Source organism: Pseudomonas sp. X4, from assembly GCF_040784925.1.
In the GTDB taxonomy this organism is placed as follows: Bacteria; Pseudomonadota; Gammaproteobacteria; order Pseudomonadales; family Pseudomonadaceae; genus Aquipseudomonas; species Aquipseudomonas putida_Z.
The window spans coordinates 2,043,176-2,066,594 of the sequence record NZ_CP160798.1 but is presented as its reverse complement, the minus strand read 5'-3'; the positions used below and the strand labels follow the sequence as shown (position 1 = coordinate 2,066,594).

General features: G+C 64.1%; 24 protein-coding genes. 9 read left to right on the top strand and 15 right to left on the bottom strand.

What is annotated here, in order from left to right; all coding sequences use genetic code 11:
• Positions 1-138 precede the first annotated feature (138 nt).
• The gene (gene mtgA / locus ABX298_RS09030; protein WP_367394326.1) at positions 139-849 is read right to left on the bottom strand and encodes a monofunctional biosynthetic peptidoglycan transglycosylase; all 711 of its coding nucleotides are present in this window, start codon (positions 847-849) and stop codon (positions 139-141) included.
• Positions 850-913: 64 nt separating this feature from the next.
• On the opposite strand from mtgA, the gene ABX298_RS09025 reads away from it, so the two are divergent.
• From ABX298_RS09025 to trmB, 4 genes are all read left to right on the top strand, one after another.
• Positions 914-1,285 (top strand): DUF423 domain-containing protein, encoded by a 372-nt coding sequence (locus ABX298_RS09025; RefSeq protein WP_015272153.1) that lies wholly within the window; start codon positions 914-916, stop codon positions 1,283-1,285.
• Between the two features lie 103 nt (positions 1,286-1,388).
• Positions 1,389-1,589, top strand: a complete 201-nt coding sequence (gene thiS, locus ABX298_RS09020; protein WP_003257817.1) for a sulfur carrier protein ThiS — start codon at positions 1,389-1,391, stop codon at positions 1,587-1,589.
• 53 nt (positions 1,590-1,642) lie between these two features.
• The gene (locus tag ABX298_RS09015; protein WP_013974625.1) at positions 1,643-2,437 is read left to right on the top strand and encodes a thiazole synthase; all 795 of its coding nucleotides are present in this window, start codon (positions 1,643-1,645) and stop codon (positions 2,435-2,437) included.
• A gap of 9 nt (positions 2,438-2,446) precedes the next feature.
• Positions 2,447-3,169, top strand: a complete 723-nt coding sequence (trmB, locus tag ABX298_RS09010) for a tRNA (guanosine(46)-N7)-methyltransferase TrmB (RefSeq protein WP_013974624.1) — start codon at positions 2,447-2,449, stop codon at positions 3,167-3,169.
• A 797-nt stretch (positions 3,170-3,966) separates the two neighbouring features.
• On the opposite strand, the gene ABX298_RS09005 is transcribed toward trmB, so the two are convergent.
• The 9 genes from ABX298_RS09005 to ABX298_RS08965 all read right to left on the bottom strand — a co-directional run bounded on the left by ABX298_RS09005 (position 3,967) and on the right by ABX298_RS08965 (position 10,536).
• The gene (locus ABX298_RS09005) at positions 3,967-4,293 is read right to left on the bottom strand and encodes a DUF3392 domain-containing protein (protein ID WP_003257821.1); all 327 of its coding nucleotides are present in this window, start codon (positions 4,291-4,293) and stop codon (positions 3,967-3,969) included.
• Positions 4,294-4,302: 9 nt separating this feature from the next.
• Complete coding sequence (gene hemW, locus ABX298_RS09000; protein ID WP_367394325.1) at positions 4,303-5,478, bottom strand: radical SAM family heme chaperone HemW; 1,176 nt, start codon at positions 5,476-5,478, stop codon at positions 4,303-4,305.
• The gene (rdgB, locus tag ABX298_RS08995; RefSeq protein ID WP_003257822.1) at positions 5,475-6,071 is read right to left on the bottom strand and encodes an RdgB/HAM1 family non-canonical purine NTP pyrophosphatase; all 597 of its coding nucleotides are present in this window, start codon (positions 6,069-6,071) and stop codon (positions 5,475-5,477) included. The genes hemW and rdgB overlap by 4 nt, the downstream gene beginning before the upstream one ends.
• Positions 6,068-6,502, bottom strand: a complete 435-nt coding sequence (locus tag ABX298_RS08990; protein WP_003257823.1) for a DUF4426 domain-containing protein — start codon at positions 6,500-6,502, stop codon at positions 6,068-6,070. The genes rdgB and ABX298_RS08990 overlap by 4 nt, the downstream gene beginning before the upstream one ends.
• A gap of 22 nt (positions 6,503-6,524) precedes the next feature.
• Complete coding sequence (gene metW, locus ABX298_RS08985; protein ID WP_015272149.1) at positions 6,525-7,145, bottom strand: methionine biosynthesis protein MetW; 621 nt, start codon at positions 7,143-7,145, stop codon at positions 6,525-6,527.
• 7 nt (positions 7,146-7,152) lie between these two features.
• Positions 7,153-8,292, bottom strand: a complete 1,140-nt coding sequence (locus tag ABX298_RS08980; RefSeq protein WP_025340970.1) for a homoserine O-acetyltransferase — start codon at positions 8,290-8,292, stop codon at positions 7,153-7,155.
• A gap of 99 nt (positions 8,293-8,391) precedes the next feature.
• Positions 8,392-8,982, bottom strand: a complete 591-nt coding sequence (locus ABX298_RS08975; RefSeq protein WP_013974619.1) for a YggT family protein — start codon at positions 8,980-8,982, stop codon at positions 8,392-8,394.
• 10 nt (positions 8,983-8,992) lie between these two features.
• Complete coding sequence (gene proC / locus ABX298_RS08970; protein ID WP_367394324.1) at positions 8,993-9,811, bottom strand: pyrroline-5-carboxylate reductase; 819 nt, start codon at positions 9,809-9,811, stop codon at positions 8,993-8,995.
• 38 nt (positions 9,812-9,849) lie between these two features.
• Positions 9,850-10,536: a YggS family pyridoxal phosphate-dependent enzyme gene (locus ABX298_RS08965; protein ID WP_367394323.1), complete on the bottom strand. Its 687-nt coding sequence runs from the start codon at positions 10,534-10,536 to the stop codon at positions 9,850-9,852.
• Between the two features lie 65 nt (positions 10,537-10,601).
• Here ABX298_RS08965 and ABX298_RS08960 point away from each other — a divergent pair, with 65 nt between their 5' ends.
• The gene (locus ABX298_RS08960) at positions 10,602-11,600 is read left to right on the top strand and encodes a type IV pilus twitching motility protein PilT (protein ID WP_367394322.1); all 999 of its coding nucleotides are present in this window, start codon (positions 10,602-10,604) and stop codon (positions 11,598-11,600) included.
• 127 nt (positions 11,601-11,727) lie between these two features.
• Here the strand turns inward: ABX298_RS08960 and ABX298_RS08955 are convergent, their stop codons facing one another.
• Positions 11,728-12,363, bottom strand: a complete 636-nt coding sequence (locus tag ABX298_RS08955) for a C40 family peptidase (RefSeq protein ID WP_025340966.1) — start codon at positions 12,361-12,363, stop codon at positions 11,728-11,730.
• A gap of 166 nt (positions 12,364-12,529) precedes the next feature.
• Here ABX298_RS08955 and ABX298_RS08950 point away from each other — a divergent pair, with 166 nt between their 5' ends.
• Positions 12,530-12,949, top strand: a complete 420-nt coding sequence (locus ABX298_RS08950) for a TM2 domain-containing protein (protein ID WP_013974614.1) — start codon at positions 12,530-12,532, stop codon at positions 12,947-12,949.
• 144 nt (positions 12,950-13,093) lie between these two features.
• Here the strand turns inward: ABX298_RS08950 and ABX298_RS08945 are convergent, their stop codons facing one another.
• The 3 genes from ABX298_RS08945 to ABX298_RS08935 all read right to left on the bottom strand — a co-directional run bounded on the left by ABX298_RS08945 (position 13,094) and on the right by ABX298_RS08935 (position 17,968).
• A complete protein-coding gene (locus ABX298_RS08945) occupies positions 13,094-13,792 on the bottom strand; it encodes an SPOR domain-containing protein (protein ID WP_025340965.1) in 699 nt (232 codons plus the stop codon).
• A gap of 1 nt (position 13,793) precedes the next feature.
• Positions 13,794-15,530, bottom strand: coding sequence for an arginine--tRNA ligase (gene argS, locus ABX298_RS08940; RefSeq protein ID WP_013974613.1), 1,737 nt, complete (start codon positions 15,528-15,530; stop codon positions 13,794-13,796).
• 218 nt (positions 15,531-15,748) lie between these two features.
• Complete coding sequence (locus ABX298_RS08935) at positions 15,749-17,968, bottom strand: primosomal protein N' (protein ID WP_367394321.1); 2,220 nt, start codon at positions 17,966-17,968, stop codon at positions 15,749-15,751.
• Between the two features lie 167 nt (positions 17,969-18,135).
• Here ABX298_RS08935 and rpmE point away from each other — a divergent pair, with 167 nt between their 5' ends.
• From rpmE to ABX298_RS08920, 3 genes are all read left to right on the top strand, one after another.
• Positions 18,136-18,351 carry a 50S ribosomal protein L31 gene (gene rpmE, locus ABX298_RS08930; RefSeq protein WP_003257833.1) on the top strand — a complete coding sequence of 72 codons (216 nt, stop codon included), beginning with the start codon at positions 18,136-18,138 and terminating at the stop codon, positions 18,349-18,351.
• Between the two features lie 2 nt (positions 18,352-18,353).
• Positions 18,354-19,175 (top strand): thermonuclease family protein, encoded by an 822-nt coding sequence (locus ABX298_RS08925; protein ID WP_286100712.1) that lies wholly within the window; start codon positions 18,354-18,356, stop codon positions 19,173-19,175.
• Positions 19,176-19,352: 177 nt separating this feature from the next.
• The gene (locus ABX298_RS08920) at positions 19,353-20,621 is read left to right on the top strand and encodes a malic enzyme-like NAD(P)-binding protein (RefSeq protein ID WP_024087853.1); all 1,269 of its coding nucleotides are present in this window, start codon (positions 19,353-19,355) and stop codon (positions 20,619-20,621) included.
• A gap of 190 nt (positions 20,622-20,811) precedes the next feature.
• Here the strand turns inward: ABX298_RS08920 and ABX298_RS08915 are convergent, their stop codons facing one another.
• A complete protein-coding gene (locus ABX298_RS08915) occupies positions 20,812-23,265 on the bottom strand; it encodes a penicillin-binding protein 1A (RefSeq protein WP_286100711.1) in 2,454 nt (817 codons plus the stop codon).
• Between the last annotated feature and the right edge of the window lie 154 nt (positions 23,266-23,419).

Here is a 23,419-nt window from a genome sequence, read left to right as displayed (position 1 = left end):
GGCCCGCATAGGGTGAGCGGCTTTTTTTTGCGCAAGATTTACCGGCCTTTTCGCGGGCGCGCCCGCTCCCACAGGTACTGCACAGGCCTCAGGGGTAATGCTGGCCCTGTGGGAGCGGGCGTGCCCGCGAAGAGGCCCTCAAGGCTTGCGCGAAGTGTCGAGCTGCATCAGGTAGCTGGGCCCACCCAACTGGCTCATCTGCCGGCGAATCCAGCCGGCCCGGCTGGCCACGTAGGCGCTCGGCCGGCTGGCGCTCCACTTGATCGGGCTCGGCAGCACCGCCGCCAGCTGCGCCGCCTGCTGGCGGCTAAGCCTGCTCGCATCGACGCCAAAGTGGTAGCGCGCTGCCGCCTGGGCGCCAAACACACCTTTGCCCCATTCGGCACTGTTCAGGTAGACCTCGAGAATCCGCTCCTTCGACCAGAACAGCTCGATCAACGCGGTGAACCAGGCCTCCAGCCCTTTGCGGAACCAGCTGCGCCCGGACCACAGGAACAGGTTCTTGGCCACCTGCTGGGTCAGGGTGCTGGCACCGCGAATGCTGCCGCCGCGCTCGTTGTAGGCCAGCGCCGCCTGGATGGCCGGGATGTCGAACCCCCAGTGGTTGGCGAACTTCTGGTCCTCGCCAGCAATGACCGCGACCTTGAGGTCATCGGAGATGTTCTCCCACGGCTCCCAGTCGCGCTGCAGGTCGATCGGCTCGCCACTCACCCAGGACTGCACCTTGCGCTCGACCATCAGCGCCGTACCGGGTGGTGGCACCCAGCGGAACACCAGCACCAGCACGATGCTGCCGGCAGCGAACCAGAGCAGGGCGCGGGAGAGGCGGCGGAGAAGGGTTGGCAGCATGACGATGGCTTGGCCGTACGGGTGGAAGGGGCCATTATACAGACCCGATCCAAGGAGTCGTCCCATGCTTCGCAGCTTCCTGATGCTTGCCGCCTTTTTCGGCTTCACCGGTGTGGCCCTGGGCGCTTTCGCCGCCCACGGCCTGAAAAGCCGGCTGACGGCCGACTATCTGGCGATCTTCCAGACTGGTGTGACCTACCAGTTGGTGCATGCCCTGGCGATCTTCGCTGTCGCCGTGCTCTCGGTGCACCTGCCAGGGCGCCTGGTCGGCTGGGCTGGCGGCCTGTTTGCCGTGGGGATAGTGCTGTTCTCCGGTAGCTTGTACCTGCTGACCCTCAGCGGCCTGGGCAAGCTCGGCATCATCACCCCGATTGGTGGCCTGTGCTTCCTCGCCGGCTGGCTGTGCCTGGGCCTGGCAGCCTGGCGGCTCGGTTGACCGAGTGGTCCACAATCGCGACTAATGGCGTGCAGCGCCCTTGGGTTGCAGGGCGGTTCAGCGCTAGAATGCGGGCCCCCAAAGAACAATGGTGGCCGTGCGCATGCGCATTCAACTGAACGGTGAACCTTACGAATTGCCCGCTGGCGAAAGCGTCGCGGCCCTGCTGGCCCGCCTGGAGCTGACCGGGCGCCGCGTCGCGGTGGAACTTAACCTGGATATCGTGCCGCGTAGCCAGCACGACAGCACGCTGTTGAACGACGGCGACCAGGTCGAAGTGGTCCACGCCATCGGTGGCGGCTGATTCCGGCCGGCGATTCACCTGCAAGCCCAGCAACCTTTTCCCGAGGAACAACCATGAGCAACGTTCGTAGCGACAAGCCCTTCACCCTGGCCGGGCGTACTTTCCAGTCGCGCCTGCTGGTCGGTACCGGCAAGTACCGTGACATGGAAGAAACCCGCCTGGCCATCGAAGCCTCGGGTGCCGAGATCGTCACCGTTGCCGTGCGCCGCACCAACATCGGCCAGAACCCGGGCGAGCCGAACCTGCTCGATGTGCTGCCACCGGACCGCTACACCATCCTGCCGAACACCGCTGGGTGCTACGACGCGGTCGAAGCCGTGCGCACCTGCCGCCTGGCCCGCGAACTGCTGGATGGCCACAACCTGGTCAAGCTGGAAGTACTGGCTGACCAGAAAACCCTGTTCCCCAATGTGATCGAAACCCTCAAGGCCGCCGAAGTATTGGTCAAGGATGGTTTCGACGTGATGGTCTACACCAGCGACGATCCGATCATCGCCCGCCAGCTGGCCGAAGCCGGCTGCATCGCGGTCATGCCGCTGGCTGGCCTGATCGGTACCGGCCTGGGTATCTGCAACCCCTACAACCTGCAGATCATCCTGGAAGAGTCCAAGGTGCCGGTGCTGGTCGATGCTGGCGTGGGTACCGCGTCCGACGCCACCATCGCCATGGAAATGGGCTGTGAAGCGGTGCTGATGAACTCGGCCATTGCCCACGCCCAGCAGCCGGTGCTGATGGCCGAGGCCATGAAGCACGCCATCGTCGCCGGTCGCATGGCCTACCTGGCCGGCCGTATGCCGAAGAAACTCTATGCCAGCGCCTCTTCGCCGCTGGATGGTCTGATCAAGTAAGAGCCCCTGATGACTGAATCGCACGATACGCCGATCACCCCCGACGGCGAAGCCCGCCCGCACCGCCGCATCAAGAGTTTCGTGATGCGCGCCGGGCGCATGACCGAAGGCCAGCAACGTGGCCTGGAGCAGGGCGGCCCGCTGTACATCCTGCCGCTGGCCGACAGCCCGGTGGACTACGACCAGGTGTTCGGCCGCTCGGCGCCGCGCACCCTGGAGATCGGCTTCGGCATGGGCCATTCCCTGCTGGAAATGGCTGCTGCCGCGCCTGAACAGGACTTCATCGGTGTGGAAGTACACCGCCCGGGTGTTGGCGCGCTGCTCAACGGCGTGCTGACCCAGGGCCTGAAGAACCTGCGGGTATATGACTGCGATGCCATCGAAGTGCTGAACCGCTGCGTGGCGGACAACAGCCTCGACCGCCTGATGCTGTTCTTCCCCGACCCATGGCACAAGGCGCGCCACCACAAGCGCCGCATCGTCCAGCTGGAGTTCGCCGAGCTGGTACGACGCAAGCTCAAGCCCGGTGGCGTGTTCCACATGGCCACCGACTGGGAACCGTATGCCGAGTACATGCTGGAAGTGATGAGCGCTGCCCCGGGCTATCGCAACCGTGCGGCTGACGGTACCTACGTGCCGCGCCCGGAAGAGCGCCCGATCACAAAGTTCGAGCGCCGCGGCGAGCGGCTGGGGCATGGGGTTTGGGATTTGAAGTTCGAGAAGGTGGATTGACCGGCTGATACGGCCTTTCGATATGCCGATGCGTGCAGAAATGCAGGCGAAAAAAAACCGCCTTGAGAAGGGCGGTTTTTTTATGTGAGCGACAGGACTGAGTATCCTTCGCTCTGGGACTCACCGAAAACATCCACACAGTCAGTGGATCATAGGCAGCCAGAAAAGGCCCGTCAATGATCAGAAATATCCAGCATCACGTGTGTCAACGCGGTTAACAGCTTTGGCCACGTATCCCAATTATCATCGCACTGCTCCTGTATGAACGAATTCGGTGATGGGCCGGGTAGGAGAAGAATTCTGCTTTCCGGCCCCTTCGACATGGCCTGAGAACCGTGCCGGTATCTGATTTCGAAGGGCCATCAACCTGGCCACTTCACCGAAAACGTCCACACAGTTTTCGAAGGCATCGAAGTGCCGGTTAGATGCTGGAAGATTGGCCCGCCAACACGGAGGCCAAGGCATATGAAGCGTTTGCTTGATGCGCTGAGCCGCGTTTGGACGTTCATCCGGATCTTGACTGTGCTCAAGACCGTTCGGGACTTCATGCGCGATCACTTCGATGATGCCCAGTAAGGGCTAGTCAGGTGGTAGGGCTGCCCTGGTTCACCGGGGCAGCTTTTACAACCCATCTCTGTACTCGCCAGATTACGCGGTCATTGTAGGAGCGGCCTTGTGTCGCGATGGGCCGCGTAGCGGCCCCAGGATGTCAGCGGTGAGGCAGCAAGTGCTGGGGCCACTTTGCGGCCCATCGCGACACAAGGCCGCTCCTGCAAGGTTCAGTGCAAGGCCGTGGCTCAGCCCCGTCGATCCGCCACCACCCCGATCAGCACCAGTACCACCAGCAACACCGGCGCCAGCGCGTAGTTGTTGAACTGGCTCAGCCCTTTCACCACCCAAGGCGTGGCATAGATCAGCGCCGCACCACTGCCGATCATCACCAACAAGGCCATGAACGGTACGCGCAGGGCGCCCGCCAGGCCGCCCAGGCGCTGTTCCACCCAGCCTTTGATATCAGTGCCGAACAGCACCAGCAGGCAGCCTACCAAGGCCAGTGAAATCTCCGACAGGTTGCTGCGGCTCCAGCGAGAAACCGTCGCGAGCAGATCAAGTACCAGATCCATGGGTCATCCTTAGGTCAAGAAATACTGCAGCAGGTCATTGAGGAACAACTGGCCCCTTGGCGTGGCCACCAGTCGATCCGGTTCGACCTGCAAAAGGCCCTTTTGTTCGGCCGCGCGGCGTGCCTCGCGCAGTTGTGCCAGCGGTAAACCGGTGCGTTGGGTGAACAGTTCGGCTTCCACCCCATCGGTCAGGCGCAGGGCGTTCATCAGGAACTCGAACGGCAGCTCGTCGACTGGCAGCAGCTTTTCGCCGGCCTTGAACGGCTTGGCCAGGTTCAGGTAGTCCTTGGGCAGGCGGGTTTTCCAGGTGCGCAGGATGCGCCCGTCGGCGAAGGTCAGCTTGCCGTGGGCACCAGCGCCGATGCCGATGAAGTCGCCAAAGCGCCAGTAGTTGAGGTTGTGCCGGGCAGCGCGCCCCGCCTGGGCATAGGCCGAGACCTCGTACTGGCGGAAGCCGTGTTCGGCCATCAGTGCCTGGCCGGCCTCCTGGATATCCCAGAGGATGTCGTCCTCGGGCAGCTCGGGCGGCTGGTTCCAGAACACCGTGTTCGGCTCCACGGTCAGCTGGTACCACGACAGGTGCGTCGGCCCCAGGTCGATGGCCTGGCGCAGGTCGTCCAGCGCGTCGTCGAGCGACTGGTCGGGCAGGCCGTGCATCAGGTCCATGTTGAAGTTGTCGAAGCCGGCGGCGCGTGCCATGCCGGCGGCGCGGACCGCTTCATCGCCATTGTGGATACGCCCCAGCGCCTGCAGTTTGGCTGGCTGGAAGCTTTGCACACCGATGGACAGACGGTTGATACCGGTTTGCCGGTAGGCCTTGAACTTGTCCTGCTCGAACGTGCCCGGGTTGGCCTCCAGGGTGATTTCGATGTCCGGCGCAAACGGGATACGTTGTTCCACGCCATGCAGCAGTCGGCCAAGGGCGTCGGCACTGAACAGGCTGGGGGTGCCGCCACCGAAGAAGATCGAGCTGATCGGCCGGTCTTGCACGGCGGCCAGTTCCTGGTCGAGGTCGGTCAGCAGGGCGGCGACGTAGGCATCTTCCGGCAGTTCAGGCCCGGCAGCGTGGGAGTTGAAGTCGCAGTAAGGGCATTTGCGTACGCACCACGGGATGTGGATGTACAGCGCCAGCGGCGGCAGGCTGGTGAAGCCCGCCGCGCCGGGGGTGGACAGCGTTTCGATCATGCCAGGCCCAGACGTTGGCGCAGCAGGGCCATGGCGCGGGCGCGGTGGCTGAGCTGGTTCTTGTCCACAGGGGCCAGGTCGGCACTGGAGCAGCTGCGCTCCGGTACCCAGAACAGCGGGTCGTAGCCAAAGCCGTGCTCGCCACTGGCCTCGAACATGATGCGCCCGTGCCACAGGCCTTCGCACAGAATCGGCAGCGGGTCGTCGGCATGGCGCACCAGTGCCAGGACGCAGACGAACTGTGCGCCACGCTCGGCTTCAGGCACGTCTTTCAGTGCTTCGAGCAGCTTGGCGTTGTTCGCCGCGTCACCCTTGCCGTCGGCATAGCGCGCCGAGTAGATGCCCGGCGCGCCGCCGAGGAAATCCACCGCCAGGCCCGAATCGTCGGCCAGGGCCGGCAGGCCGGAAATGCGTGCGGCGTTGCGCGCCTTGAGGATGGCGTTCTCGACGAACGACAGGCCGGTTTCTTCCGGCTCGACCTGGCTGAACTCGCCGATCGAGCGCAGTTGCACGGACGCGCCGAGCATGGCCTGGAGTTCCTTGAGTTTGCCGGCGTTGTGGCTGGCCAATACGAGTTGCTGGAAATTCATCATTCGCCTGGGAAAACGTCCTGATTGAAGCTGAGGGAGTTGCTGATGCCGCCGGTTTCGATATTCAGGTCGAAGGTGACGGTTTCTGGCTGGTCGATCTTGAACTGGGCGATGTAGTACACCGCGCCCTGTTCGGTGATCTGCTTGAACGACAGCGGGCTGCTGCGCCCGGTCAGGTCCTTGACCGTGCCGCTGACCACCGCCATGGCGGGCTTGTTGGCCTTGAGCACGGCGATGTTGAGTACGCCCTGGTTCTTGCTGCGTACCAGGCCGGTGGCTGCGGCCACCTCCGGTGTCAGCATGCTCGAGGTGAACGCGCTGTAGTGCACCGTCACGTCGCCAAACACTTCCTTGCGCTCGGGACGGGCAGCATCGGCAGCCAGTACCGGCAGGGCCAGGCACAGGCTGATCAGGAACAGGGCTAGGCGACGCATGGGGTGATTCCTCCGGTGGGCGTCAGACCGCGAGCTGATGTTCTTGCAGGCCCGGGCTGCTGACGCGGTAGATGCCGATCTCACCTAGAAGATTAGGCCAAAGCCGGCCACCCCACCCGTTGCGGTGCAAGTGGTCGACCGCCAGGCGGTCTAGCACCTTGGCGCGGCGCTCGTGGCACAGCTCTTCGAAGTCGGCGAAGGTGCAGAAGTGGATGTTCGGCGTGTTGTACCAGGTGTACGGCATGAAGTCCGAAACCGGCATGCGGCCTTTGGTCGCCAGGTACCAGCGGCAACGCCAGTGACCGAAGTTGGGGAAGGTGATGATGCACTGGCGGCCCACGCGCAGCATCTCGTCGAGGATGCGGTCGGGGTACTCCACGGCCTGCAGGGCCTGGGTCATGATCACCACGTCGAAACTGTTGCTGGCGAAGTTGCCCAGGCCCTTGTCCAGGTCCTGCTCGATGACGTTGACGCCCTTGGCCACGCAGGCGGCGATGTTGTCGGCGTCGATCTCCAGGCCATAGCCGGTGACCTGCTTGCGGTCGCGCAGCGAGGCCAGCAGTTCGCCGCTGCCGCAGCCCAGGTCGAGTACCCGGCTGCCGGCGGGGATCCAGTCGTGGATGATTTCCAGATCGGCTCTCATGCTGTCCTCAGATGGCAATGCGGTTCATGTAGTTCGAGAAACCCTGCATGTAGCGAGGCGTGGGGATCAGGAAGGCGTCGTGCCCGTAAGGCGAGTCGATCTCCAGGTAGCAGACGTTCTTGCGCGCGGCCATCAGGGCGTCGACGATCTCGCGCGAACGGGCCGGGGAGAAGCGCCAGTCGGTAGTGAACGACATGATGCAGTAATCCGCCTTGACGTGGGCCAGGGTGGCCGCCAGGTCGCCGCCCTGGGCGGCGGCGGGGTCGAAGTAGTCCAGCGCCTTGGTCATCAGCAGGTAGGTGTTGGCGTCGAAGCGCCCGGAAAACTCCTCGCCCTGGTAGCGCAGGTAGCTCTCGACCTGGAATTCGACGCTGTGGAAGTCGTAGTTGAGCTTGTCGCTCTTCAGCTCGCGGCCGAATTTTTCACCCATCGAGTCGTCCGACAGGTAGGTGATGTGGCCGACCATGCGCGCCAGCATCAGGCCGCGCTTGGGGATCACGCCCTGGTCCTGGAACGAACCACCGTGGAATTCGGGGTCGGTGAGGATGGCCTGGCGTGCCACTTCGTTGAAGGCGATGTTCTGTGCCGACAGCTTGGGCGCCGAGGCGATGTCGACGCAATGGCGCACGCGCTCGGGGTAGCTGATGGTCCACTGCAGCGCCTGCATGCCACCCAGGCTGCCACCGACCACGGCGGCCCACTGCTGGATGCCCAGGCGCTCGGCCAGGCGCACCTGGCTGTGCACCCAGTCTTCCACGGTCAGCACCGGGAAGTCGGCGCCATAGGGCTTGCCGGTGGCCGGGTTGACGCTGCTGGGGCCGGTGCTGCCGTTGCAGCCGCCCAGGTTGTTCAGGCTGACCACGAAGAAGCGGTTTGTGTCGATCGGCTTGCCAGGGCCGATGCAGCTGTCCCACCAGCCCGGCTTGCGGTCGGTGGTGGCATGGTAGCCAGCGGCATGGTGGTGGCCGGAAAGGGCATGGCAGATCAGCACGGCGTTGCTCGCGCTGGCGTTCAGGGTGCCATAGGTCTCGTAGACCAGTTCGTAACTGGCCAGGGAGCGGCCACAAGCCAGTGCCAGCGGTTCATCGAACCGGGCGGTTTGCGGTACTACCAGACCGACGGAATCTTCGGGAAAGACAGTGGACATCGACCCTGCTCACGCTTGACGGAGGCGTAAGTCTAAAGAGCGCTACCCCCAGCGGCAAGCAGAGGCTTGTCGCTGGAAGCAACCCGGGTCAGGTGAGGCTCAGATCATCCGCCACAGCTCTTGTGGCATGCCGGCGTAGGCGGCCAGCGGCGGCATGACGAACGACTGGATCACCTGGATCGCGAGGAAGGCGAAGATCGGCGAGATGTCCATGCCGCCCAGGTTGGGCACGATGCGGCGGAACGGTGCCAGCACCGGTTCGCTGATCTGGTAGGCCAGTTCGGCCGCCGGGTTGTGGCTGTTGGGAGCAACCCAGGACACGATCACCATGACGATCATCGCGACCCAGAAAATCTTCAGGAACAGCGAGGTGATACCGATGATGGCCCACATCAGCAGGTGCAGGATGTCACCGAAGGTGCCGTAGGTGACCATCAGCACGAATGCCATCAGCAACGCCTGGATGACCACCGACAACAGCAGCGACGAGGTATCCAGCCCACCAACGCTGGGGATGACCCGGCGGATCGGCTTGAGCAGCGGCTGCGTGGCACGCACGGCGAACTGGCACAGCGGGTTGTAGAAGTTGGCCTTGACCAGCTGCAGGACGAAGCGCAGCAGGACGATCACCAGATACAGGCTGACCAGGGTTTGCACCACGAAGATCGCGGCGCCGGACAGTGCATTCATCTAAGGCTCCTTATTTGCCCAGTTGTTCGGCCAGCTCGGCGGAACGTGTAGCTGCAGCCTGCAGCGCCTGTTCGACGATGGCTTCGAAGCCGCTGGCCTGGAACGACTTGATCGCCGCTTCGGTAGTGCCGGCAGGCGAGGTGACACGGCGGCGCAGTTCGGCAGCATCGACATCGCTGGCAACCGCCATGCGTGCGGCGCCCAAGGCTGTCTGCAGGGTCAGCTGCGAGGCGGTTTCACGTGGCAGGCCAAGTTTTTCGCCGGCCGCGGTCATGGCTTCGATCAGCAGGAAGAAATACGCCGGGCCGCTGCCGGAGACAGCCGTCACGGCGTCCAGTTGCTGCTCCTGCTCCAGCCACAGGGCGGTGCCCACGGCCGACAGCAGTTGCTCGGCCTGCTGGCGTTGTTCGCTGGATACTTCCGCGGTGGCGTACAGGCCGCTGACGCCTTGGCGCAGCAGTGCCGGGGTGTTGGGCATGCAGCGCACCACCGGGCGAGCGCCGACCCAGCTTTGCAGGCTGGCGCAGGTGATGCCGGCGGCGATGGAAACGATCAGCTGGCCATCCTGCAGGTTCGGTTGCAGGGCTTGGCACACGGGTTTCATGACCTGGGGCTTGACCGCCAGGACGATGACGTCGGCACCATCGATGGCCTGGGCGTTGTTCTCGAAGGTTTCGATGCCGTGCTCGGCCTGGATGCGACTGCGGGTCTCTGCGCCCGGGTCGCTGGCGCGGATCTGCGAGGCGTCCAGGCCCTGGGCACGCAGACCACCGATCAGGCTGGCGGCCATGTTGCCGGCGCCGATGAAGGCAATACGAGTCTTGCTCATGTCAGGTCCTTGTGGGAAAGAGTGAGTAAAGCATGGAATCAGGGCTGCCCGTAGTCGCGGGCACCGAACAGGGCGGTACCGATACGCACCCAGGTCGCACCCTGTGCAATGGCCGCTTCCAGGTCGTGGCTCATGCCCATGGACAGGGTGTCCAGGCCGAGGCCAAGGCCTTCCTGCAATTGGCGCAGGGTGGCAAAGGCGGCTTCCTGGGCGGCGCGGTCATCAGTGGGTTCTGGGATGGCCATCAGCCCGCGCAGGCGCAGGTTGGGCAGCGCGGCTACCGCCTTGGCCAGGGCCGGCAGGTCGGCGGGGGCGCAGCCGGATTTGCTGTCTTCGCCGCTGACGTTCACCTGCAGGCAGATGTTCAGTGGCGCCAGCCCGGCCGGGCGCTGCTCCGAGAGGCGTTGGGCGATTTTCAGGCGGTCCACGGAATGTACCCAGTCGAAATGCTCGGCGATGGCTTTGGTCTTGTTCGACTGAATGGGGCCGATGAAGTGCCAGATCAAGGGCAGGTCGCCGAGTGCCTGCTGCTTTGTCAGCGCTTCCTGTAGGTAGTTTTCCCCGAAATCGCACACGCCGGTGGCGTGGATCTCGCGGATGGCGCTGGCTGGCTTGGTCTTGCTCACGGCCAGCAACTGGACGCTGGCCGGATCACGCCCGGCAGCCTGGGCAGCGCTGGCGATACGGGCGGAAATAGCGGAAAGGTTGTCTGCTAGGGTGGACATGGACTGATGCCGGCGGCTGTGGGATTTGCGGCATTCTACCTACTTGAAGGCCTTTGGGGAGTCTCATGGATGTGACCGACCTGTTGGCCCGGGCCGTGGATGCGGGGGCTTCCGACCTGCACCTGGCGGCGGGCCAGATACCGATGTTGCGCCTGGATGGCGAGCTGCAGCGCATGGCCCTGCCGACCTTGGGCCCTGCCGCCTTGACCGAGGGCATGGCCCCCATGCTGGATGAAGACCAGCGCCGACAGTGGGCCCAGGGTGATGAGCTGGACCTGGCGCTGGAATTGCCGGTGCTGGGGCGCTTTCGGCTGAACCTGTTTCGTCAGTTGCATGGCCCTGCGGCCACCTTTCGCCTGATCCCGGGGCATATCGCCACGCTCGATGAACTCGACCTGGGGGATGTGTTTCAAGCTGTTGCGCAGTGCAGCGATGGCTTGATCCTCGTGAGTGGGCCGACCGGCAGCGGCAAGTCCAGCACCTTGGCGACACTGCTTGACCAACTGAACCGCGATCGGGCTCTGCATATCATCACCCTCGAAGACCCTGTCGAAGTTATCCACAGTAGCCAGCGCAGCCTGGTCAACCAGCGTGAGGTCGGCCGCCATTGTGGTGGGTTCGCCCAGGGGTTGCGCAGTGCCCTGCGCCAGGACCCGGATGTGATCATGATCGGTGAGCTGCGCGACCTGGAAACCATTCGCCTGGCCTTGCGCGCGGCCGAGACCGGACACCTGGTGTTGGCGACTGTGCATACGCGTTCGGCGGTGAGCAGTATTGACCGGTTGGTGGAGGTGTTCGCTGCCGAAGAGAAGCCGCTGGTGCGGGCGATGCTGGCCGAGTCGTTGCGCCTGGTGGTAGCGCAGGTGCTGGTCAGGCGTGCGGGCGGTGGGCGGGTTGCTGCGCGGGAAGTGCTGGTGGTGACGTCAGCGGTGCGTAACCTGGTTCGGGAGGGGCGGATGGCGCAGTTGTGTTCGGTGATGCAGGCGGGTGGTGCGGACGGGATGCGGACGATGGAAGGGGCGATGCGGGGGTTGAAGGAGAGGGGGCTGATCAGCGATCTATAGTGCCTGTGCTGGCCCTTTCGCGGGTAAACCCGCTCCCACATGGATAACACAGCCTTCGAATGCTGTGGTGTACCTGTGGGAGCGGGTTTACCCGCGAAGAGGCCCGGACAGGAGAGCGCCGATCAGATCAGCGCTTGGCCAGGTTCAGCTGCTGCTGTTCTTTCGGCAGCACTCGCTTGGCCACCACGTAATGCTTCTGCCAGTACGGCTTGCTCAGGGTGTCGATGCTTACCCGCTTGCCACGGCGTGGAGCATGGATGAAGCGGTCGTTGCCCAGGTAGATGGCAACGTGGTTCACCCGGCGGCTCTTGATGTTGAAGAAAATCAGGTCACCTGGCTTCAGGTCACCCTTGGCTACCTTGACGCCGTGGCCCTGGGCCATGGCATTGGAGGTGCGCGGCAGGTCGACGTCGGCGACGTCGTTGAAGGCGTATTTGACCAGCCCGCTGCAGTCGAAGCCTTTCTTCGGGCTACTGCCGCCCCAGACATAAGGGGTGCCGAGCACATTCACCGCACGGCTGAGCACATCGCTGCTCTGCTTCGGCGACATGGCGGCGACCGGCGCACCGGGCACGCTGCGGCTGCTGGCGGCATTGCTTGGGCGGGTGCGCAGCGCGGTCTGCTTGACCGGTGCATGTCTTACCGAGGCATTGGTGGTGTAGCCGGTAAAACCATTGGGAAGACGTTGCTCACGATTGGTGGCGTGGGCGGCCAGGGGCAATAATAGGCAGAGGGTCAGCCATGTCTTGAGTAAAGGCGGCATAGATGAAGCTCTTATGAATAGTTATGTGTTGGGCGCGCAACTTTATAACAGCTTTTTGATCAATCTTTGATCCGTTGGTCGATTGTCCAGGTGCCGTACGTCGGCCTGCGACAAGAAAGTCACATTTTTTCTTAGAAAATTTTCGGATAACCCACGGGGGCTATGAATGAACAGTTATCAACAGGGGGCGCCGTTTCACGACACCCACAGCAAGACCATTGGCTACCTGCTATGGATTTTCGGCTTTACCGGGTCGCATCGTTTCTATTACGGCAAGCCAGTAACCGGCACCATCTGGTTCTTCACCCTGGGCCTGCTGGGCATCGGCTGGTTGATCGACCTGTTCCTGATCCCGTCCATGGACCGTGAAGCCGACCTCAGGTTCCAGTCCGGGCGCATTGACTACAACATCGCCTGGATCCTGCTGACCTTCCTCGGGGTGTTTGGGCTGCACCGGCTGTATCAGGGCAAGTGGATCACCGCGATCATCTACTTCTTTACCGGCGGGCTGTTCCTGGTGGGGGTGCTGTATGACTTCTGGACGCTGAACAGCCAGGTTTCCGAGCGGAATGCGGGGCGGGGTTGACGCACAGCCCTTGTGGGAGCGGCCTTGTGTCGCGAAAGGGCTGCAAAGCAGCCCCAGCATGCTCAGCAGCACCGCTGAAATCCTGGGGCCGCTTTGCGGCCCTTTCGCGACACAAGGCCGCTCCCACAGGGCCGCAAACGCAGGTTACTGACGGGTCTGCCGCTGTTGCAGCAGCAGGTTGCTGAAACCTGCCCCGGCCAACTGCTTCTGCGCCCCGGTCAGCTGCTCGCGGTTGCTGAAAGGGCCCACCAGTACGCGGTACCAGGTTTCGTCCTTGACCGTGCCCGACTCCACCTTCACCGACTGGCCCAGCAGAATGATCTGCGCGCGCACCTTGTCGGCATCGGCCTGCTTGCGGAACGAACCGGCTTGCAGGAAGAACTGGGTGGTTGCCGCCGGCTTGATCACCGGTGGTGCCGGTGGCGGGGTCTGGCCCATCAGCGCCGCCTGGGCTCGCGCCGTGTCGATCTTCGCCGCTTCGGCCGGCGTCACCGGGGTCACCGGCTGGGCCGGGACAGGTGGCGTCTTCTCTGGCACGGCCTCCGGCGGCACGATCACCTCCGACTCCGGCAGCAGCGTGTAGAAGTCGTACTTCGGCTTCACCGGCTGCTGCGGGGTGGCCTGCGCCGGCTTGCCGGCTTCGGCCACTTTCTCCGCCTTCTGCTGCTCGGGCTTGGTGCGCTTGATGTCTTCGCCACCGGGCTCGAGCTTCATCAGGAACACGATGAACGCGCCTACGGTCAGGCCGACCGCCAGCCATACCCAACCGGGAATTGGCTGCTTGGCCGGCGCCGTCTGGCGGCTGGCGCCGCGTTTGGGTGCGGGTTTTTTCTTGGCAGCCAACTTACATGCGCTCCAGGGTTTCCAGGCCGAGCAGTTCCAGACCTTGCTTGAGCGTGCGGCCGGTCAGCGCCGCCAGGCGCAGGCGGCTCTGTTGCTGCTGCGGGGTTTCGGCGGCAAGAATCGGGCAATTCTCGTAGAAGCTGGAGAACAGGCCGGCCAGGTCGTACAGGTAGCTGCACAGCACGTGCGGCGTGCCCTTGTCGGCGACGTTGTTGAGGATTTCGCCAAACTGCGCCAGGCGCGCGGCCAGGTCTTGCTCGTGGGCAGCCTGCAGCACGATGTTGCCGTCGACTTCATCGAAGCCCTTGCCCAGTTTGCGGAATACGCCGGCCACGCGGGTGTAGGCGTACAGCAGGTAAGGCGCGGTGTTGCCTTCGAAGTTGAGCATCAGCTCGAAGTTGAAGCTGTAGTCGCTGGTGCGGTGCTTGGACAGGTCGGCGTACTTCACCGCGCCAATGCCCACCACTTCGCCGATGTGGCGCAGTTCTTCGTCGGCCAGGCTCGGGTTCTTTTCCTTGACCAGCGCGTAGGCGCGTTCCTTGGCCTCGGTGAGCAGGTCGATCAGCTTCACGGTACCGCCGTCACGGGTCTTGAACGGGCGGCCATCGGCGCCGTTCATGGTGCCGAAGCCCATGTGCTCCATCTGCATCGGGTGGCCGACGAAGCCTGCGCGGCGTGCAACTTCGAACACCTGATTGAAGTGCAGGGCCTGGCGCTGGTCGACGAAGTACAGGGCGCGGTCTGCCTTGAGCACGTTGCTGCGGTAGCGCACGGCAGCCAGGTCGGTGGTGGCGTACAGGTAGCCGCCGTCGGCCTTCTGCACGATCACCGGCAGTGGTTCGCCTTCGCTGTTCTTGAACTCGTCGAGGAACACGCACTGTGCGCCCTGGTCTTCGACCAGCAGGCCCTTGGCCTTGAGGTCGGCGACCACGTTGGCCAGGTCGTCGTTGTAGGCGCTTTCACCCATCACGTCGGCCATGGTCAGCTTGACGTTGAGCAGCTCGTAGGTCTTCTGGCAGTGCGACAGCGAAATGTCCTTGAAGCGCGTCCACAGGGCCATGCAGTCCGGGTCGCCGGCCTGCAGCTTGACCACCAGGCCACGGGCACGGGTGGCGAACTCTTCGGATTCGTCGAAGCGCTTCTTGGCGGCGCGGTAGAAGTTTTCCAGGTCCGACAGCTCGTCGCTGGTGATCGGGTTTTCTTCCAGGTAGGCCAGCAGCATGCCGAACTGGGTGCCCCAGTCGCCCACGTGGTTCTGGCGGATCACGTCATCGCCGAGGAACTCCAGCACGCGCGCCACGCTGTCACCGATGATGGTCGAACGCAGGTGGCCGACGTGCATCTCCTTGGCCAGGTTGGGTGCCGACATGTCGATCACAACCTTTTGCGCAGGGCCGGCCTTGCGCGCGCCCAGGTGGGCGTCGGCCAGTGCGGCATCCAGGCGGTTGGCCAGGGCGTCGGTGTTCTGGAAGAAGTTGAGGAAGCCGGGGCCGGCGATCTCGACCTTGCTGATGTCGGCGCTGGCCGGCAGGGCATTGATCAGTTTCTCGGCCAGGTCGCGCGGCTTCATGCCGGCCGGCTTGGCCAGCATCATGGCGATGTTGCTGGCGAAGTCGCCGTGGGTCTTGTCCCGGGCGTTTTCCACCTGGATCGCCGGCGACAGCCCTTCAGGCAGCACACCGTCGGTGACGAGTTGGGTGAGGGCTTGCTGGATCAGCTGGCGAATGGTGTCTTTCATGGGGATCTCTTTTCGACCGCAAGCGCGGTGGAGCGCTTGGATGCGCAGGTGGAAAAACTGGGCATTATCCGTGGCTGGGGGCGGGTTGCCAACCTTTGGGGTGCAACCATCAAGGGTTCCATGTTGTGTTCGAGGGCCTCATCGCCGGCAAGCCAGCTGCCACAGAAGAGCGCGCGCAACCTGTGGGAGCTGGCTTGCCGGCGATGAGGCCGGTCGATTCAGTACAGGTCGACTGGATCGACATCCAGCGACCACCGCACCTGGCGCCCGCTCGGCATCTGCTCCAACACTAGCAACCAGGCGCTGATCAGTCGATGCAAAGGCGCCCGCGTATTGGCCTGTATCAACAGTTGCGCGCGGAAGCGCCCGGCGCGGCGCTCCATCGGTGCTGGCACCGGCCCCAGCAGCTCGATGCCGGGCAGGCGCTGTTCGGCCACCAGGCGCTCGGCGGCGGCGCAGGCCTCGTCGAGGAAACCTTCGGCCTGCCCGGGCTTGTGCGCTTCGGCGCGCAGCAGCGCCAGGTGCGAGTAAGGCGGCAGCCCGGCGGCGCGGCGTTCGTCCAGGGCCTGCTCGGCGAAGGCGAAGTAGCCCTGCTCGGTAAGCTGCACCAGCAGCGGATGGTCGGCCAGGTGGGTCTGGATGATGACCTTGCCGGGTTCCTCGGCCCGCCCGGCCCGCCCGGCAACCTGCACGATCAGCTGTGCCATGCGTTCGCTGGCGCGGAAATCGCCGGAGAACAGCCCGCCATCGGCATCGAGGATGGCCACCAGGGTCACCCGCGGGAAGTGATGGCCCTTGGCGAGCATCTGGGTGCCGACGAGGATGCTCGGCTGGCCGCGCTGGATGGTGCTGAACAGGTTGTGCATGGCGTCTTTGCGCGCCGTGCTGTCGCGGTCCACACGCAGGATCGGGTAATCCGGGAACAGCACTTTCAGGCGTTCCTCGGCACGCTCGGTGCCGGCGCCGACCGGGCGCAGGTCAACGTGGTTGCACTGCGGGCACTGCTGCGGCAGGCGCTCGTCATAGCCGCAATGGTGGCAGCGCAGCACGCCGGAGCGCTGGTGCACGGTCATGCGCGCATCGCAGCGCGGGCATTCGGACAGCCAGCCACAGTCGTGGCACAGCAAGGTCGGGGCGAAACCGCGGCGGTTGAGGAACACCAGCACTTGCTGGCCCGCTTCCAGGGTTTGGCGGATGGTCTGCTGCAGTGGGCCGCTGATGCCGCTGTCCAGCGGCAGGCTCTTCACATCCAGGCGCAGCATGCGCGGCGGGCGGGCACCGCCGGCGCGCTGGTTCATGCGCAGCAGGCGGTAGCGGCCGGTCAGGGCGTTGTGCAGGGTTTCCAGCGATGGCGTGGCAGAACCGAGCAGGATCGGGACGTTTTCCTGGTGGGCGCGCACCAGCGCCAGGTCGCGGGCGTGGTAGCGCAGGCCTTCCTGCTGTTTATAGGAGCCGTCGTGCTCCTCGTCGATGATGATCAGGCCGGGGTTCTTCATCGGCGTGAACAGCGCCGAGCGGGTGCCGATGATGATGTCGGCCTCGCCGTCCCGGGCTGCCAGCCAGGCATCCAGGCGTTCGCGGTCGTTCACCGCCGAATGCAGCAGGGCGATGCGGGCGTTGAAGCGTTGCTCGAAGCGGGCCAGGGTCTGCGGGCCGAGGTTGATCTCCGGGATCAGCACCAGGGCCTGCTTGCCGGCCTCCAGTGTTTCGCGGATCAGCTGCAGGTACACCTCGGTCTTGCCGCTGCCGGTGACACCGGCCAGCAGAAAGGCGCCGAAGCCGCCAAAGCCTTCGCGCACGGCGTCGAAGGCGTCGCGTTGCTCTTCGTTGAGCGGCAGTTCCGGCTGTGCCAGCCAGTGTTCGTGGCGCAGCGACGGCAGGTGGCGGCGGACCTCGATCTGCACCAGGTCCTTGGCCAGCAGCAGGTCGAGGCTGTCCTTGTTCAGGTTGAGCTTGGCCAGCAGGCTGTGGGCCACGCCGTGCGGGTGCTGGGCCAGGGTCTTGAGGGCATCGCGCTGGCGCGGTGCGCGGGCGATGCGCGGGTCTTCCAGGCGGGCGCCGGGGGCGACGTGCCAGAAGCGCTCCTGGCGCATCTCGGCGGGTTCGCCCTGGCGCAGCAGGGTCGGCAAGGCCCAGCTCAGGGTGTCACCCAGGCTGTGCTGGTAGTACTGGGCGGTCCACAGGCACAACTTGAACAGCGACGGCGGGATCGGCGACACCGGGTCGAGCAGGGCGCTGGCCGGCTTGAGCTTGTCGGCGGGCACTTCGCTCTGCTCGCACACCTCCACCAGCACGCCGATCATTTCGCGGCGGCCGAATGGCACGCGAATGCGCATGCCCGGGGTCAAGGTCTGGCGCGCCATGCTTGCCGGCGCCTTGTAGTCGAACAGGCGACGCAGCGGGGAGGGCAGGGCAAGGCGCAGGATGACGTCGGACACGCGGAAAGTCTCGGAGGGCGTTTCAAAGACTGGCGAGCCTAGCAGACGACGGTCGGTGCAAGCGACAACTTGCGTTGGCGTGATGCTCTGGTATTATTCGCCGCCTAATTACGTGCGGTATTCAACAATTGGTGTTGGGTGGCGGCACGCAGCTCGAGGAAGTGACCATGAAAGCAGATATTCATCCGAACTACGAAGTAGTTGCAGTCACCTGCAGCTGCGGCAACAAGTTTGAAACCCGTTCGACCCTGGGCAGCACCCTGGCGATCGACGTTTGCAACCTGTGCCACCCGTTCTACACCGGTAAGCAGAAAGTCCTGGACACCGGTGGTCGCGTACAGAAGTTCGCCGATCGCTTCGGTATGTTCGGTACCAAGAAGTAATCATGCGCATGGCGAACCCCTCGGGTTTCGCATTGCTGCAAAAAAAGGCGCCCCTTGTGGGCGCCTTTTTTATGGGCGTCATCTGGCATTTCCCGGCCCTGGCGTTCTGCCCGCTACCAGGCAGCCCTCAGCAGGTGGCGGTGCGCCAGGTGGTCGATGGCGATACCTTGCGTCTGGTCGATGGCCGCAGCGTGCGACTGATCGGCATCAATGCCCCGGAAATCGGCCGTAACGGGCGCACCAGCGAGCCCTATGCCGAGGCCGCCAGGCAGCGTTTGCAGGCCTTGGTCAAGGCCAGCGACGGGCGTGTCGGGCTGGAGCCGGGCGTCGAGTCCAAGGACAAATACGGCCGCACGCTGGCGCATATCTACGGCCGCAATGGCGACAATATCGAAGCACAGTTGCTCAGCGAGGGCTTGGGCTATCGCGTCGCGGTTGCCCCAAATGTGCGCCTCAGCGCTTGCCAGCAGCTTGCCGAGCAGGCTGCGCGCAAGGCTGGTTCCGGGCTGTGGCGTCGTTCGCCGGTGGTGCGTGCCGGGGATGTCCGGCAGTCGGGTTTCGCGGTCATTGCGGGCCGCATCGAAGGCGTGGAGCGCAACCGTGGCGGGGTCTGGCTGAACCTGGAGGGGGCGGTGGTGCTGCAGGTTCCCGCTCGTCTGCAGCGCAACTTCCCCGCCAGCTTCTTCGATAACCTCAAGGGACGCCAAGTCGAGGCGCGTGGCTGGGTGCTGGATCGTTCCCGCAAGGGCGGCCTCAAGCCCGGGCAGCGACGCTGGCTGTTGCCGTTGACCGATCCGAGCATGTTGGAGCGCATTTCAGGCTAAAAGATGTAGACATTTCGCTATTAGATTGTACACACTGTTAGCCGTATGCCCCGTGGGTTATAGCGTAAAGTCGTAGGCTAAAGGCCTTGACACAAGTGACCGACCAGTCTTGTGGCTCCCCGGCTCTTTGCGTATCCTCGGCGGTCCGTCAGAACAGTAAATAGCGGAATGCCCACCATGTCAGACCTGAAAACCGCCGCTCTCGAATATCACGCTCAACCTCGTCCGGGGAAACTGAGCGTCGAACTCTCCAAGCCCACCGCCACCGCCCGTGACCTCGCCCTGGCCTACAGCCCAGGTGTTGCTGAGCCCGTGCGTGAAATCGGCCGTGATCCAGAGCTGGCTTACAAATACACCGGCAAAGGCAACCTGGTTGCGGTGATTTCCGATGGCACCGCCATCCTCGGTCTGGGTGACCTCGGCCCACTGGCTTCCAAGCCGGTCATGGAAGGCAAGGGTGTTCTGTTCAAGCGTTTCGCCGGTATCGACGTGTTCGACATCGAAGTGGAATCGGAAAGCCCGCAGGCGTTCATCGACACCGTTCGCCGCATCTCGATCACCTTCGGTGGCATCAACCTCGAAGACATCAAGGCGCCTGAGTGCTTCGAAATCGAGCGCACCCTGATCGAACAGTGCGACATCCCGGTATTCCACGATGACCAGCACGGTACCGCCATCGTCACCGCGGCCGGCATGATCAACGCCCTGGAAATCGCCGGCAAGAAGCTGGAAGACGCCAAGATCGTCTGCCTGGGTGCCGGCGCTGCTGCCATCTCCTGCATGAAGCTGCTGGTGAGCATGGGCGCCAAGGTCGAGAACATCTACATGATCGACCGCAGCGGCGTGATCCACGCTGGCCGTGACGACCTGAACCAGTACAAGGCGCAGTTCGCCCACGCCACCGACAAGCGCACCCTGGCTGACGCCCTCGACGGTGCCGACGTGTTCGTAGGCCTGTCCGGCCCGAACCTGCTGAGCGCCGAAGGCCTGAAGTCGATGGCTGCCAACCCGATCGTGTTCGCCTGCTCGAACCCGGACCCGGAAATCTCGCCAGAGCTGGCGCATGCCACTCGCAGCGACGTGATCATGGCTACCGGTCGTTCCGACTACCCGAACCAGGTCAACAACGTACTGGGCTTCCCGTTCATCTTCCGTGGTGCCCTGGACGTTCGCGCCAAGCGCATCAACGAAGAAATGAAGATCGCCGCTGCCATCGCCCTGAAAGACCTGGCCAAGCTGCCAGTGCCGAAGGAAGTCTGCGATGCCTACGGCGTACAGGCGCTGGAATTTGGCCGTGAGTACATCATTCCGAAGCCGCTGGACGCTCGCCTGATCACCGTCGTTTCCGACGCTGTGGCCAAGGCCGCCATCGAATCCGGCGTGGCTACCCTGCCGTATCCGAAGCACTACCCGCTGACCAGCGTGGATGACGTGTTCAAAGGCTGATTGCTGCCTGGCGACACAAAAAAGCCCCGGCTCGTATGAGCCGGGGCTTTTTTGTTTGCCGGTGGGGTTGGCGCGGCCTTTGTGGGAGCGGGCGTGCCCGCGAAGAATCCAACGCGGAGGCTGGCACCGGCTACGCCGGTGTTCGCGGGCATGCCCGCTCCCACAGGGTCGGTGTTGCCTTCGAGGGCTCTTAGAACAGATCCATCGGCGCCGCTTCATCCGCCGGCAACGGGCTGCCCGGTGCTGCGCCAGTGCCCAGTTCGTCCACCGACGGCGGCGAGTCTTCGGCCTTGAACAGCTCGAAGTAGGCATTCGGTGTGCTCGGCGAAGCGGCACGGCCGCTGACCGGGTCGACGCGCAGGCTGAGGATGCCTTCCGGCTCTGCCGGCGCATGCGCAGGCTTGTCCTTGAGTGCCGCGCCCATGAAGCTCATCCAGATCGGCAGTGCCGCGGTGCCGCCGTACTCGCGGCGACCAAGGGTTTCGGGCTGGTCGAAACCGACCCACACGGTGGTCACGTAGTCGGCGTTGTAGCCGGAGAACCAGGCGTCCTTGGACTCGTTGGTGGTACCGGTCTTGCCTGCCAGGTCGGTGCGGCCCAGGGCCAGCGCCCGGCGGCCGGTACCGCGCTTGATCACGTCCTGCAGCATGCTGGTGAGGATGTAGGTGGTGCGCCCGTCGATGATCTGCTCGGCCACGGCCGGCGCCTGCGGTGCAGACGCCACCTGGCTGAAGGCTGCGGGTGCCTCGCCCGGCATGGCGGCGGTGCTGATCGGCTGTTCGGGCGCGGCCACACCTGCCTGGTCCTCGGCACCTTGCGGTACCCGGGCCGGGTTGGCGGTGAACAACGTCTCGCCGCTGCGGCTTTCGATGCGTTCGATCAGGTACGGGGTGATCTTGTAACCGCCGTTGGCGAAAGTACTCCAGCCTGTGGCGATTTCCATCGGGGTCAGGGTGGCGGTGCCCAGTGCCAGCGACAGGTTGCGCGGCAGGTCCTGCTTGTTGAAGCCGAACTTGGCGATGTAGTCGATGGTGCGGTCCACGCCCATGGCCTGCAGCAGGCGGATCGACACCAGGTTGCGCGACTTGTACAGCGCTTCGCGCATGCGGATCGGGCCAAGGAAGGTGTTGGTGTCGTTCTTCGGTCGCCAGACCTTGTCCAGGTACTCGTCGACGAACACGATCGGTGCGTCGTTGACCAGGCTGGATGCGGTGTAGCCACTGTCCAGGGCGGCGCTGTAGATGAACGGTTTGAAACTCGAGCCCGGCTGACGCTTGGCCTGCATGGCGCGGTTGTAGTTGCTCTGCTCGAACGAGAAGCCGCCGACCAGGGCGCGGATGGCGCCGTTGTAAGGGTCGAGGGTGACCAGCGCACTCTGCGCGCCAGGTACCTGGCTGAACTTGAACTGGCCATCCTCCAGGCGCTGCAGGCGCACCAGGTCGCCGACCTGGGCCACGTCTGCCGGCGACTGCGGCGCACGGCCCTGGGAGTTGCTATTGATGAACGGGCGCGCCCATTTCATGGTGTCCCAGGCTACCAGCTCTTCCTGGCCGCTGCGGGTCAGCACCTTGAGGCCGGTTTTTTCGACCTGGGTGACGATGGCCGGCTCCAGGCCGCCAAGGCTGCGCTGCTTGCCCAGTTCCTGCAGCCAGGCCGCCTGGGTGCGCCCCGGGAAGCGTGCTTCGGGGCCGCGGTAGCCGTGGCGCTCGTCGTAGTCGGAGAGGCCGTTGAGGATGGCCTTGTTGGCCATTTCCTGCATGTCGCTGGGCACCGTGGTGGTGACGCGGAAGCCTTCGGTGTAGGCGTCGCTGCCGTAGCGGCCGACCATTTCGGCGCGGGCCATTTCGGCGATGTAAGGCGCATTCACTTCAGGCGTGGGCACGTGGTAGCTGGCGTTGAGCGGCTCGGCCAGGGCGGCCTGGTAGCTGGCTTCGTCGATCTTGCCCAGCTTGTACATGCGGCCGAGGATCCAGTCGCGGCGCTCCTTGGCGCGCACCGGGTTGGCCAGCGGGTTGAAGCGCGAGGGTGCCTTGGGCAGGCCGGCGATCATCGCCATCTGGGCCAGGCTCACGTCGCGGATCGACTTGCCGTAGTACACCTGCGCGGCGGCATCGATACCGTAGGCGCGGTTGCCCAGGTAGATCTTGTTCACGTACAGCTCGAGGATCTCGTCCTTGGTCAGCTCACGCTCGATCTGCAGGGCCAGCAGAATCTCGTTGGTCTTGCGCGAGAAGCTGCGCTCGCTGGTGAGGAAGAAGTTCTTCGCCACCTGCATGGTGATGGTACTGCCGCCGGTCTGGATATGGCCGGTTTTCACCAGCTGGGTCGCGGCGCGCATCAGGCTGCTGGGGTCGACACCATAGTGGTTGAGGAAATTGTCGTCCTCGGCCGACAGAAGCGCCTGGATGAATTGTGGGGGAATTTCCGCGAAGCGGATCGGCGAGCGGCGCATTTCGCCGAACTCGGCAATCAGCTTGCCGTCGCTGCTGTACACCCTGAGGGGGATCTGCAACTGGATGCTTCTGAGCGACTCGACCGAGGGCAGGCTGGGGCTAAGATACAGAAACGCACCGCTCACACCGAGTACGAGCGCGCAAATGACTGCGACGGAAGACCACCAGAAGAACTTCAGCAGACGTATCAAGGCTTTTCGGTGTCCAGGTTGGGAGTGGATTGCACGCAGGTCCGGCGGACCAAAAAACGCTGGGCATTATAAGCATTTTTTCGCCTCTCCGGGTTACCGGCCAGGCTGCCCGTCGCCTCGATGGGCCGGCGCGGCCTAGTGTTGACGCGGGGTT

Coding starts and splice junctions, on each gene's coding strand:
- proC (WP_367394324.1), bottom strand. CDS start 9,811: ATGAGCAAGACTCGTATTGCCTTCATCGGCGCCGGCAACATGGCCGCC.
- thiS (WP_003257817.1), top strand. CDS start 1,389: ATGCGCATTCAACTGAACGGTGAACCTTACGAATTGCCCGCTGGCGAA.
- rdgB (WP_003257822.1), bottom strand. CDS start 6,071: ATGATGAATTTCCAGCAACTCGTATTGGCCAGCCACAACGCCGGCAAA.
- argS (WP_013974613.1), bottom strand. CDS start 15,530: ATGAAAGACACCATTCGCCAGCTGATCCAGCAAGCCCTCACCCAACTC.
- ABX298_RS08920 (WP_024087853.1), top strand. CDS start 19,353: ATGTCAGACCTGAAAACCGCCGCTCTCGAATATCACGCTCAACCTCGT.
- mtgA (WP_367394326.1), bottom strand. CDS start 849: ATGCTGCCAACCCTTCTCCGCCGCCTCTCCCGCGCCCTGCTCTGGTTC.
- ABX298_RS09005 (WP_003257821.1), bottom strand. CDS start 4,293: ATGGATCTGGTACTTGATCTGCTCGCGACGGTTTCTCGCTGGAGCCGC.
- ABX298_RS08990 (WP_003257823.1), bottom strand. CDS start 6,502: ATGCGTCGCCTAGCCCTGTTCCTGATCAGCCTGTGCCTGGCCCTGCCG.
- metW (WP_015272149.1), bottom strand. CDS start 7,145: ATGAGAGCCGATCTGGAAATCATCCACGACTGGATCCCCGCCGGCAGC.
- ABX298_RS08975 (WP_013974619.1), bottom strand. CDS start 8,982: ATGAATGCACTGTCCGGCGCCGCGATCTTCGTGGTGCAAACCCTGGTC.
- ABX298_RS09025 (WP_015272153.1), top strand. CDS start 914: ATGCTTCGCAGCTTCCTGATGCTTGCCGCCTTTTTCGGCTTCACCGGT.
- ABX298_RS08955 (WP_025340966.1), bottom strand. CDS start 12,363: ATGCCGCCTTTACTCAAGACATGGCTGACCCTCTGCCTATTATTGCCC.
- ABX298_RS08965 (WP_367394323.1), bottom strand. CDS start 10,536: ATGTCCACCCTAGCAGACAACCTTTCCGCTATTTCCGCCCGTATCGCC.
- ABX298_RS08960 (WP_367394322.1), top strand. CDS start 10,602: ATGGATGTGACCGACCTGTTGGCCCGGGCCGTGGATGCGGGGGCTTCC.
- hemW (WP_367394325.1), bottom strand. CDS start 5,478: ATGATCGAAACGCTGTCCACCCCCGGCGCGGCGGGCTTCACCAGCCTG.
- trmB (WP_013974624.1), top strand. CDS start 2,447: ATGACTGAATCGCACGATACGCCGATCACCCCCGACGGCGAAGCCCGC.
- ABX298_RS09015 (WP_013974625.1), top strand. CDS start 1,643: ATGAGCAACGTTCGTAGCGACAAGCCCTTCACCCTGGCCGGGCGTACT.
- rpmE (WP_003257833.1), top strand. CDS start 18,136: ATGAAAGCAGATATTCATCCGAACTACGAAGTAGTTGCAGTCACCTGC.
- ABX298_RS08925 (WP_286100712.1), top strand. CDS start 18,354: ATGCGCATGGCGAACCCCTCGGGTTTCGCATTGCTGCAAAAAAAGGCG.
- ABX298_RS08980 (WP_025340970.1), bottom strand. CDS start 8,292: ATGTCCACTGTCTTTCCCGAAGATTCCGTCGGTCTGGTAGTACCGCAA.
- ABX298_RS08950 (WP_013974614.1), top strand. CDS start 12,530: ATGAACAGTTATCAACAGGGGGCGCCGTTTCACGACACCCACAGCAAG.